This is a genomic window from Bradyrhizobium sp. 186 (genome assembly GCF_023101685.1).
Classification (GTDB): Bacteria; Pseudomonadota; Alphaproteobacteria; order Rhizobiales; family Xanthobacteraceae; genus Bradyrhizobium.
In genome coordinates, this window is the sequence record NZ_CP082164.1 from 3367520 (window position 1) to 3377868 (window position 10349).

General features: G+C 62.1%; 11 protein-coding genes. 9 read left to right on the forward strand and 2 right to left on the reverse strand.

The genetic code is table 11. The features are described 5' to 3' along the window. The gene (locus tag IVB18_RS16095; protein WP_247990019.1) at positions 1-408 is read right to left on the reverse strand and encodes a hypothetical protein; all 408 of its coding nucleotides are present in this window, start codon (positions 406-408) and stop codon (positions 1-3) included. Further along, positions 395-1375 carry a LysR family transcriptional regulator gene (locus tag IVB18_RS16100; protein ID WP_247990020.1) on the reverse strand — a complete coding sequence of 327 codons (981 nt, stop codon included), beginning with the start codon at positions 1373-1375 and terminating at the stop codon, positions 395-397. The genes IVB18_RS16095 and IVB18_RS16100 overlap by 14 nt, the downstream gene beginning before the upstream one ends. A 405-nt stretch (positions 1376-1780) precedes the next feature. Here IVB18_RS16100 and IVB18_RS16105 point away from each other — a divergent pair, with 405 nt between their 5' ends. The 9 genes from IVB18_RS16105 to IVB18_RS16145 all read left to right on the forward strand — a co-directional run bounded on the left by IVB18_RS16105 (position 1781) and on the right by IVB18_RS16145 (position 10287). Next, positions 1781-3211, forward strand: a complete 1431-nt coding sequence (locus IVB18_RS16105) for an NAD-dependent succinate-semialdehyde dehydrogenase (protein WP_247990021.1) — start codon at positions 1781-1783, stop codon at positions 3209-3211. Positions 3212-3306: 95 nt separating this feature from the next. Further along, positions 3307-4281, forward strand: a complete 975-nt coding sequence (locus IVB18_RS16110; protein WP_247990022.1) for a dihydrodipicolinate synthase family protein — start codon at positions 3307-3309, stop codon at positions 4279-4281. A 45-nt stretch (positions 4282-4326) separates the two neighbouring features. Then, positions 4327-4869 (forward strand): 3-hydroxyanthranilate 3,4-dioxygenase, encoded by a 543-nt coding sequence (locus IVB18_RS16115; RefSeq protein WP_247991652.1) that lies wholly within the window; start codon positions 4327-4329, stop codon positions 4867-4869. Positions 4870-4895: 26 nt separating this feature from the next. Further along, a complete protein-coding gene (locus tag IVB18_RS16120) occupies positions 4896-6071 on the forward strand; it encodes an ABC transporter substrate-binding protein (RefSeq protein ID WP_247990023.1) in 1176 nt (391 codons plus the stop codon). Between the two features lie 17 nt (positions 6072-6088). Beyond that, positions 6089-7000 (forward strand): branched-chain amino acid ABC transporter permease, encoded by a 912-nt coding sequence (locus IVB18_RS16125; protein WP_247990024.1) that lies wholly within the window; start codon positions 6089-6091, stop codon positions 6998-7000. Next, positions 6997-8022 carry a branched-chain amino acid ABC transporter permease gene (locus IVB18_RS16130; protein WP_247990025.1) on the forward strand — a complete coding sequence of 342 codons (1026 nt, stop codon included), beginning with the start codon at positions 6997-6999 and terminating at the stop codon, positions 8020-8022. The genes IVB18_RS16125 and IVB18_RS16130 overlap by 4 nt, the downstream gene beginning before the upstream one ends. A gap of 5 nt (positions 8023-8027) precedes the next feature. Next, positions 8028-8768, forward strand: coding sequence for an ABC transporter ATP-binding protein (locus IVB18_RS16135; RefSeq protein WP_247991653.1), 741 nt, complete (start codon positions 8028-8030; stop codon positions 8766-8768). Beyond that, positions 8768-9466, forward strand: a complete 699-nt coding sequence (locus IVB18_RS16140; RefSeq protein ID WP_247990026.1) for an ABC transporter ATP-binding protein — start codon at positions 8768-8770, stop codon at positions 9464-9466. Before IVB18_RS16135 ends, IVB18_RS16140 begins: the two co-directional genes overlap by 1 nt. Then, positions 9463-10287, forward strand: a complete 825-nt coding sequence (locus IVB18_RS16145; RefSeq protein WP_247990027.1) for an aspartate dehydrogenase — start codon at positions 9463-9465, stop codon at positions 10285-10287. Before IVB18_RS16140 ends, IVB18_RS16145 begins: the two co-directional genes overlap by 4 nt. Positions 10288-10349 lie beyond the last annotated feature (62 nt).

Genomic DNA, 10349 nt, shown 5'->3' on the forward strand with positions numbered 1-10349 from the left:
TCACGCCAATAGCGCTTCTGCCGATCGGGAAGTTGCTGAAGTTGAAGCCGCGTCGCGTGGCGGCGCTCTCGCCCGTGATGCTGCCTCCGCCCGCCGGAATGCCGGTGGGGCATCGCTGTCGGCGAAGACGAATCTGACGAGTTCAAACAGCAATCGCATCAACTCTCGATCGCTTGGAGCGCGCCGAAGTCGCAAATCGTTGCCGGCCATCATTTTAGCATGCTCGAAGGTCTGAATGGCGGTGCGCTGCACAAACTGGCGATCTCGGTGACAGAAATCTGATGATTGCGAAACCTTTTGTCGCTCGCTGCGCAGCCCTTTGCGCATTTCAGTTGAATTTATATCGTATCGCGCGTCGGTCGGCGTTTTCGGCGGTTCCTCGATCTGCGCCGGCCTACTTTCGAGCATTCATTTCGCCCCGCGTGCTGACACGCGCTGGCTTGCGGGCAGATGGAAGTCTCCCTGCAGTAGTGGCTCCGCCCGGCACCGACACGTTGGTGTATTTGGCGAGGAACCGCGCGAATGCCGAGACTGCGGGAGCAATGCTGCGTCCGGTCCGGGTGATCATCGCGATGTCGCGAGCGATGCCTGGAGTGAGCGCCGTGGCTGATATCTTCATTGCTTTGGCGCCGGCCCATGCATAGGTCGGCAGCACGGCGATCCCTAAGCCGGCCTCGACCATCGCCAGCGCCGTTGTGATCTGTCCGACTTCGTAGGCGGGAACAAGCCTGATTTGAGCAGTCTCAAAGCCGACTTCGACCAGCAGCCTGATGCCGCTGTCACGCGTCAACGTAATCAGCGGAAGGCCGTCAAGCTCGCGCCAGTTGACCGCTTGCCGCTGTGCCAATGGATGGTTCGAGGTGCAGAACACCATCAGGCTGTCGCGCGCCAGCAGCGTCGCACTGATACCTTCTTCACCCGCGTGGAACGTGCCGAGCCCGCAATCGACCTGCCCGGAACGGACGTTTTCGATGATCTGGTCTGTTCTGGCATCGATCAGCCTGACCTCGATGCCGGGGTATCTGCTCCGGAAATCGGCGATCGCGCGCGGCACAATGGCGGCTGCGAGCAACGGCGGCGCCGCGATAATGACGCGTCCGCGCTTCCGCTCCGCGAGTTCATGCGCGTTGCGTGCCGCCGATTCCAGATCTTCGATGATCTTCGCTGCGATGTTGCGGAATTCGGCGCCCCCCTCGGTCAGTTCCACTCGGCGCGTGGTGCGATCGAACAAGCGAATGCCCAGTTCGGCTTCCAGATCGCGCACCTGCTGCGAGAGCGCGGGCTGCATTGTGTGCATCTTCTCAGCGGCGCGCGTGAAGCTGCCGAGGGCTGCGACGTTCAGGAACGACTGGATCTGTCGGATGGTGATGTTCATGGCATTTCATAATCGAAAACATATGAATACATAAGAATTATAGCCATTGCAACTTAAAGGCCGCCGTCCGACTAATCGTGGAGTATCTGTGATCGAGGACCGAAGCTTGAACATTTGGACAGCGGTCAAAGTGCAGCCCTTAGCTGCGCTCCGCGACATTCGGATCGGGCGCCGGGACTGGCGACGGAAAACACACAGTTCGTCCGCTGCGTTGGCTGCTCTGTTGGCAACCCTGTCTCCCGGTCTCGTTGAGACGGGGCTCGTGTGGCTCGGGTTCTCCGCTTTGCAGACCTCGTATCTCCCAGCGTTTCCGCAATTTTTCTCGATACCCTCCGGCGATCGTGCCGGTTCCAATTCCACGACTTCCGATCGTTCTCTCCGAAAAACGCTCAATTGGGCCCCGCAATGACGCAGTATCCTGATCTTCAACTCTATATCGGCGGCGCTTGGAAGAAAGCAGCGGAAGGGCAGCCAGTGCTCAATCCCGCCGATGAGAGCGTGATTGGAATGGTTCCGATCGCGAGCCGGTCAGATCTGGACGCAGCGCTCGCCGCAGCGGCCGATGGCTTCAGAACATGGAGCAGGACGTCGCCAGCAAAACGGGCGGAAGTTATGCTTAGGGCTGCGAGGCTTATGCGTGAGCGAGTGGAAGAAATCGCATACGCGATCACACTGGAGCATGGCAAACCCATCGCTCAGGCTCGCCTTGAGGTCGTGCGAGGGTGCGAATTTTTCGAGTGGGATGCGGCCGAAGGTCAACGCACCTATGGCCGCCTGATTCCCAGCGAACCAGGCATCAAGTACATTGTAATGCACCAGCCGATCGGCATGGTCGCGGCATTTTCTCCGTGGAATTTTCCTTTGAGCCAACCGGCGCGCAAGATAGGTGGCGCTCTTGCGACAGGTTGCTCCATTATTCTGAAGGCAGCAGAGGAAACGCCTGCCGGCGCCATTCACATCGCGCGCGCCTTCCACGATGCCGGCCTGCCGCCTGGCGTTCTCAATCTTGTTTTCGGAGTACCTTCGGAAATTTCCGAATACCTCATTCCCAAGGACCAGACCCGACTGATCGCGTTCACCGGCTCCACTGCGGTGGGTAAAAAATTGACGGAAATGGCAGCACGCCATATGAAGCCCGTCCTTATGGAGCTTGGCGGGCATGCGCCCGTGATCGTCTGCGACGATGTGGAGCCCGTAGTCACCGCGATTACGTCAGCGATCCGCAAGGCCCGCAACAGTGGTCAAGTCTGCACATCGCCGACACGGTTCTATGTTCAGAAGCCGCTCTACGATGCATTTTCCAAGGCTTTTGCTGAGAAGGCCCGAACAGTGACGGTTGGCAATGGCTTGAACTCTTGCACTCAGATGGGGCCGTTGGCCAATCATCGGCGCATCGAGGCCTTGGAAACTCTGGTCGCCGACGCCAAAGCCAAGGGTGCGCGTGTCCTCGCCGGCGGTGAGCGGTTGGGCAATCGCGGATACTTCTTCCCGCTGACGGTGTTGGCCGACCTACCGGACGACGCGCGCGCAATGCGCGAGGAGCCGTTCGGGCCGCTCGCACTTATCAATCCCGTCTCGTCCATCGACGAGGCTATCGAGAAAGCGAATGCACTGCCTTTCGGCTTGGCCGCCTACGCTTTCACTCACTCGGCACGCAACGCAGACCGGTTGGCGGAGGGCATTGAGGCCGGCAATGTTTCGATCAACACTCTGGAAGCATCGGTCGCCGAAACGCCGTTTGGCGGCGTTAAGGAAAGTGGCTACGGCCGGGAAGGCGGCATGGAGGGACTTTCGCACTACACGATCATCAAGAACGTGTCGCACCGCATGATGTAGTCGGCCGAAGTGGAAATCGAGGGGCGACCGTTTTGACTAAATCATCAATAGGGAACGCGGACCAAAGGAAATCTGGCAAAGGACCCGATAGGCGCATGAAATATTCAAGGAAAGACGCAAAAACCTTTGCGCGTGAGCAGATGAAGGGAATCTGGGCTGCGGCCCTGATGCCGTTCAAGGCCGACCTGTCGATCGATGAGGACGGCTTTCGCCGCAACGTCGCGCACTGGACGGAAGAGCTTGGCATCGACGGGCTGTTCATCGCCGGCAAGCAGGGCGAGTTCTTCTCCATGTCGATCGAGGAGCGCAAGCGCGCGTTCGATCTGGCGGTCGCCGCCACTGCCGGACGCGGCGCAACCATCATGTCGTGCTCAGACCAGAACATGGATGTGGTGATCGATCTGGCCCGCCATGCGCAGAAGATTGGCGCCGACTATATCGTGGTGCACGCGCCGGTCCTGCATTTCTTCAAGGCCCATGACGAGACCGTGCTGAACTACTACAGGACCATCGCCAGCAAGGTGGATATAGGGATCGCGCTGTGGAGCCACCCGGACAGCGGCTATGTGATGTCGCCGCAGCTATGCAACCAGCTCGCTGATATCGAGAATGTGGTCGCGATCAAATACAGTGTCGAGCGGCCGATGTACAGGGAACTGACCCGGCTTGCGGGCGACCGCATCCTGATCAGCACGGCGTCCGAAGAAGAGTGGTTCGACAACATCGTCGAGTTCGGCTGGCAGCTTTATCTGTGTTCGTCGCCGCCGTATCTTCTGCAGTCGGTGACGGATCGGCGGATGCGGACCTATACGGATCTGGCGTTCGGCGGCCGGATCGAGGAAGCGCTCGCGGTGCGCGACAGCCTCAATCCGGTGCGAGCGGCGCTGCGCGGCACGCGGCCGCCGGAGAAGCCGCATGCGCACCAGAAATACTGGCAGGAACTGCTGGGCCAGGTCGGCGGCGCGGTGCGCCCGCCGCTGCTGGGGCTGACCGAGGAGGAGCGGGCGACCACCCGCCGCGCCTTCGAGGCGTGTGGATTGCAGACCGGCGCGGCGCGCAAGGCGGGCTGAATGAACACGATCAGCGACAATGCGGGAGAATGGCAGATGAGCGAACTGGGACGGTTGCGGGCCTTCAATTTCTCGAAATGGATCGACAAGCATCAGCACATGCTGAAGCCGCCGGTCGGCAATCAGCAGATCTGGAAGGACGCGGATCTGATGGTCACCGTGGTCGGCGGTCCGAACCGCCGCACCGACTTCCACGACGATCCGGTGGAAGAATTCTTCTATCAGCTGCGCGGCGACATGATGCTGAAGGTGGTCGACAACGGAAAGCACTACGACGTGCCGATCCGCGAGGGCGAGATCTTCCTGCTGCCGCCGCATGTCCGGCACTCGCCGCAGCGGCCGCAGGAGGGATCGGTCGGTCTCGTGGTCGAGCCGAAGCGCGCCGACGGCGTGCTCGATGCCTTCGAATGGTACTGCTTCAAATGCGAGGGGCTGGTGCATCGCGTCGAGGTCGATCTCGAAAGCATCGTCGATGATCTGCCGCCGCTGTACCGCGAATTCTACGGCAACGAGGACGCCCGCACCTGTCCGCACTGCAAAACCCTGCATCCCGGCAAGGATCCGCCGGCAGGCTGGGTCAAGCTCTAACGTCTTCCTGGGGAAAGGCCGTCACCATGAACGTGTTGAAAATTGCTGCAGGCGCGTGTCTTGCGGCCCAGATCGGACTGGCCGTTCCGGCGCTGGCCCAAACGCCGGTCAAGATCGGCGTCATCACCTCGCTGTCCGGGCCCGGCGGCTATCTCGGCCAGGATATCCGCGACGGTTTCGAACTCGCGATCGATATGAACGGCGGCAAGCTCGGCGGCGTTCCGGTGCAGGTGATGGTGGAGGACGATGCGGCCAAGCCTGGGCAGGGCAAGCAGATCGTGGATCGCCTGCTGAAGAACGAGAAGGTCAGGATATTCACCGGCATTGTGTTTTCCAACGTTGCCGGTGCCACGGTGCCGGACGTGCTCGATGCCGGCGCGATCTATGTCAGCCCGAACGCTGGGCCGTCGACCTTCGCCGGCAAGGGATGCCATCCGAACTACTTCGTGGTGTCGTGGCAGAACGATTCGCTGCACGAGAGCGCCGGCCAGCTCGCCAACGAGTTGGGCTACAAGAGCGTCTATCTGGTTGCGGCCAACTATCAGGCCGGCAAGGATGCTCTCGAAGGCTTCAAGCGGTTCTACAAGGGCAAGATTGCCGGCGAGAGCTTTACTCGTCTCGATCAGACCGACTTTGCCGCGGAGTTTGCGCAGATCCGCGCGGCCGGTCCGGAAGCGGTATTCCAGTTCGAGCCCGGTGGCCTCGGAATCGCGTTTCTGCGGCAGTACGAGCAGGCCGGCCTGAAGGACAAGATCCCGATGGTGGTGGCGGCGCCCTCGCTCGATGCGGTGACGCTGTCGGTGGTGGGAGAGGCCGCACTCGGCGTCAACGTCACCTCGCACTGGAATTCCGGTTTCGACAATCCCGCTAACAAGGCGTTCGTGGCGGCCTGGGACAAGACCTACCATCGTCCGGCCACCTATTACGCAAGCCAGGGCTATGATACGGCGCTGGCGATCGGTGCAGCCTTGAAAGGAGTCGCCGGCAAGCTGGACGACGTCGAAGCGTTTCGTCAGGCCATGCTGAAGGCGGATTTCCAGTCGACCCGCGGTGCCTTCAAGTTCGGCCCCAACCAGCATCCGGTACAGGACTGGTGGGCGCTGAAGGCGGAAAAGACCGCTGATGGCAAACTCGCGCTCAACACCAAGGCCAAGATTCTCTCCGGCCATGGTGATGCCTATGCCAAAGACTGCAAGTTCTAGCGCCAAATCGTGATGGCATGATCGTCCTCGAGCAGCTCCTCAACGGCGTGCAATTCGGCATCACGCTGTTTCTGATGTCGGCCGGCCTGACGCTGATCTTCGGCATCATGGGCGTAATCAATCTCGCCCATGGCTCCCTGTACATGATCGGCGCCTATGCGGCGGCGCTGGTGGCCGCCCACATCGGCTCGGTCGGCCTCGCACTGCTGGGTGGGATAGCGGCGGCGGCGGTCAGCGGGATCGTCATCGAGTTCATCGTGGTGCGGCGGCTCTATGAGCGCGATCATCTCGATCAGGTGCTGGCGACATTCGCGCTGATCCTCATCATCAACCAGGGCGCCAGCATGCTGTTCGGACGCCAACCGCTGTTCGTATCGATGCCGGCGGCATTGTCGGGCTCGGTTACACTGCTGCCGGGTCTGGCCTATCCGGTCTACCGATTGGCGGTGATCGTGCTCGGCCTTTCGGTTGCTGCGGGACTGTTCCTGCTAATTCATTACACGCGCGTCGGCATGCTGGTGCGGGCCGGCGCCACCCATCGTCAGATGGTACGGGCGCTCGGCGTCAATGTCGGGCGGCTCTACACAGTGGTGTTCGGCCTTGGAGCGTTGCTCGCCGGGCTCGCGGGCGTCATCGCCGGACCGATCACCGCGGTGCAGGTTGGCATGGGTGAGCAGATTCTCATCCTCGCCTTTGTCGTGGTGGTGATCGGCGGGCTCGGTTCGGTGCGCGGCGCATTCTTCGGCGCGCTCGCCGCCGGCCTCGTCGACACCATGTCGCGCGCGTTTCTGCAGATGCTGTTCCGTCATCTGATGGGCGGCTCGAATGCCGACGCCCTGGCGAGCGGCATGTCGTCGATCAGCATCTATCTGCTGATGGCGTTCGTGCTTCTGGTTCGGCCGCACGGCCTGCTGGCAGGAAAGACATGACGTCGGATTCGCTCGAAACGCGGGCTGCGGAGCGGATGTCGTCGATCCTGACATCGCGCATCGGTATGATGCTGGTGGCGGTTGCGGCGCTGCTGGCGTTGCCCGCGCTGGTCGCGGTCTTCAATGTTCCCTCCGTGGTCGGGCTGGCGACGCAAATGCTGATCTATGCAATCGCCGCGATAAGTCTCAATCTGGTGCTCGGTTATGGCGGCATGGTTACCTTCGGTCATGCAGCTTTCTTCGGCCTGGGCGGATACACCGTCGGCATTCTGTACCAGCACTTTGCCGACAACAGTGCTTTTCTCGGGCTGGTACCGGGCAGTGATTCACTGTTGATCGCGATCGCCGCTGCGATGCTGGTCAGCGCGATCGGCGCCGCCGTGATCGGAAGCCTGTCGCTGCGGACCAGCGGCGTGCCGTTCATCATGATCACGCTGGCTTTCGCACAAATGGTGTTCTTCCTGTTCGTCTCGCTGAAAGCTTATGGCGGCGACGACGGTCTGATGATGCGCCGCCGCGACGTAATGCCTTTCTTCAACGCCCGCGGCGACACCAATTATTACTATCTTTGTCTCGTCGCGGCGGCCTGCTGGTTCGTGCTGACCGCATGTATCGTGCGATCGCGCTTCGGCTTCGTGCTCTCGGGTCTGCGCCAGAATGAGCGCCGCATGGCGGCGATCGGTGTCGCGCCTTATCGCTACCGGCTGGTGGCCTTCGTCATTGCCGGCGCTGGCGCTGGACTGGCCGGCGCGTTGATGGCGAATTACCTGCGCTTCGTCAGCCCCGACATGATGCACTGGACCAAATCCGGCGAGCTGATGATGATGGTTATTCTCGGCGGCGCCGGCACACTGGCTGGCCCGTTGCTGGGCGCGGCGGCGATGGTGCTGCTGGAAACCCTGTTGGCCGCCCAGACCGAGAACTGGCAGCTCTATATGGGCTGCATCCTGCTTGCGATCGTGATGCTGACGCGAGGCGGTCTGGCCACGCTGTTCAGCCGCTTGTCGGGGATCCGCTCATGACGGCAATGCTGGAGTTGCGCGGCCTGTCCAAACGCTTCGGCGGCCTCACCGCCACCGACAATGTCAGCCTGTCGGTGGCGACCGGCTCGCTGCATGCGCTGATCGGCCCCAATGGGGCCGGCAAGACCACGCTGATCAACCAGGTGGCCGGCGATCTGCGTCAGGACATGGGCACGATCCGGCTCGGCGGCACCGAGATCGGCGCGTTTCCGGCGTGGGAGCGCGTGCGCCGGGGACTCGCACGGACCTTTCAGATCACGCAGTTGCTGCCGCAATACACCGCGCTTGATAATGTCGCGCTCGCGGTTCAGGTGCGACAGGGACTCAGTTTCCGGTTCTTTGCCGATCCGCGGAAAAATCCGGATGCCCGCGAACAGGCAGGGCAGTATCTGCAGGACGTCGGGCTGGCATCACGGGCGTCCTCACTTGTGTCCGAGATCGGCCATGGCGAATGCAAACAGCTCGAGCTCGCGGTCGCGCTTGCCACAAGGCCGTCGCTGCTGCTGCTCGACGAGCCGATGGCGGGGCTGAGTCCGCTGGAGAGTCAGGAGATGATCAATCTGATCGCAAAACTCAAGGGCAAGGTTACCATCGTGCTGGTCGAACACGATATGGATGCGGTGTTCGCGCTGGCCGACCGCATCTCGGTGTTGGTTTACGGCCGGATCGTGGCGACCGGCGATAGCGACGAGATCCGGGCCAATGAGGAGGTGCGCGTGGCTTATCTCGGCGAGGGCGACGACTGATGCTGACGCTGACCCATGTGCAGGCCGCCTACGGATCGAGCCAGGTGCTGTTCGACGTCAGCCTCGATGTGCCCGATGGCAAGATCGTCACGCTGCTCGGTCGCAATGGCATGGGCAAGACCACGACGGTGCGTGCCATCATGGGATTGGTCCCAGCGCGCTCCGGTCTCAGCTTCGACGGCCAGTCGATTGCCGGCAGCGCGCCTGAGACCGTGGCGCGGCGGGGCATTGGGCTCGTGCCGGAAGGACGCATGGTGTTTCCGACGTTGACCGTGCGCGAAAACCTGATTGCCACGACCGCCAATCGCGCGGGCCGTCCCCAGCCATGGACGCAGGACCGGATCTACCAGTTGTTTCCTCGGCTTGCGGAGCGGGCCAGGCAATACGCCGGGACGCTGTCCGGCGGCGAACAGCAAATGCTGGCGATCGGCCGGGCGCTGATGACGAACCCGAAACTGCTGATCCTCGATGAGGCCACAGAAGGGCTGGCACCGGTGGTACGCGGCGAGATCTGGCGGTGCATCGAGGCGCTGAAGGCGCAGGGACAATCGATCCTGTTGATCGACAAGAACATGCATGCCTTGAAGCGGCTGGCGGATCATCACTATATCCTGGAGAAGGGCCGCACCGTCTGGAAAGGGGATGCCGCAGCGCTCGAGCGGGACGCGGCGAAGATTCAGCGATACATCGGGATATGACACACGGCGGATCGGGAAGGAAACCGCTGCGCCTCGCCATCGTCGGCTGGGGCGCGATCGCGCGCCGGGTGGCCGATCTGCTGCAGGAGCGCAACGACAATATCACGGTGATCGGCATCGCCACGCGCAATGCACCGCAACAAGGCAGCGGTTTGCCTGAAGGTGCGCGCTGGTTGTCCGCACCGGACGACCTGCGCGATCTCGCACCCGATCTGGTGGTGGAGGCCGCTGGCCGTGCCGCGGTCGAGCCCTGGGGACTTGCGAGCCTGCGCTGCGCGCCGGGCTTCGTGGTGTCGTCGACCAGTGCCTTCAGCGATGACACGGTGCTGCAGCGGCTGGTGGATGAGGCCGAGCGCTGCGGCAGCCAGATCCTGATTCCGTCGGGCGCGCTGGCCGGCCTTGATGCGCTGGCCGCGGCGTCGCGGCTGCCGCTCGAGAGTGTCACCCACCGCATCATCAAGCCGCCGCGCGCCTGGAAAAGCACACCTGCAGAAGGCCTCGTCGATCTGGATACGCTCACCTCTGCACATGTCTTCTTTCACGGTTCAGCGCGGGAGGCGGCGAGCCGGTTTCCCGCTAATGCCAATGTCGCAGCGATCTCGGCGCTGGCCGGCATTGGCTTCGAGCGTACCAGTGTAGCGCTGGTGGCCGATCCGGCCACGACGCAAAACTGCCATCACCTGACGGCGCGAGGGGATTTTGGCACACTCAACGTCATGATCGAAAATCGTCCCTTCGCCGCTAATCCGAAGTCGTCGGAGTTGACTGCGCTCAGCTTGGGTCGTCTGATCGAGAGCAAAACCCGTGCGATCGCGATATAGGGAGCGAACTCGTGTCCGCGGTACTGCCGCGGCATGAAGTTGCCGTCAACGCATGCGACTAT

What these genes read in the sequence shown, in the direction of transcription:
- IVB18_RS16100 (WP_247990020.1), bottom strand. Translation starts at nt 1,375, where the DNA reads ATGAACATCACCATCCGACAGATCCAGTCGTTCCTGAACGTCGCAGCC.
- IVB18_RS16140 (WP_247990026.1), top strand. Translation starts at nt 8,768, where the DNA reads ATGCTGACGCTGACCCATGTGCAGGCCGCCTACGGATCGAGCCAGGTG.
- IVB18_RS16105 (WP_247990021.1), top strand. Translation starts at nt 1,781, where the DNA reads ATGACGCAGTATCCTGATCTTCAACTCTATATCGGCGGCGCTTGGAAG.
- IVB18_RS16095 (WP_247990019.1), bottom strand. Translation starts at nt 408, where the DNA reads ATGCTCGAAAGTAGGCCGGCGCAGATCGAGGAACCGCCGAAAACGCCG.
- IVB18_RS16145 (WP_247990027.1), top strand. Translation starts at nt 9,463, where the DNA reads ATGACACACGGCGGATCGGGAAGGAAACCGCTGCGCCTCGCCATCGTC.
- IVB18_RS16130 (WP_247990025.1), top strand. Translation starts at nt 6,997, where the DNA reads ATGACGTCGGATTCGCTCGAAACGCGGGCTGCGGAGCGGATGTCGTCG.
- IVB18_RS16135 (WP_247991653.1), top strand. Translation starts at nt 8,028, where the DNA reads ATGCTGGAGTTGCGCGGCCTGTCCAAACGCTTCGGCGGCCTCACCGCC.
- IVB18_RS16110 (WP_247990022.1), top strand. Translation starts at nt 3,307, where the DNA reads ATGAAATATTCAAGGAAAGACGCAAAAACCTTTGCGCGTGAGCAGATG.
- IVB18_RS16125 (WP_247990024.1), top strand. Translation starts at nt 6,089, where the DNA reads ATGATCGTCCTCGAGCAGCTCCTCAACGGCGTGCAATTCGGCATCACG.
- IVB18_RS16120 (WP_247990023.1), top strand. Translation starts at nt 4,896, where the DNA reads ATGAACGTGTTGAAAATTGCTGCAGGCGCGTGTCTTGCGGCCCAGATC.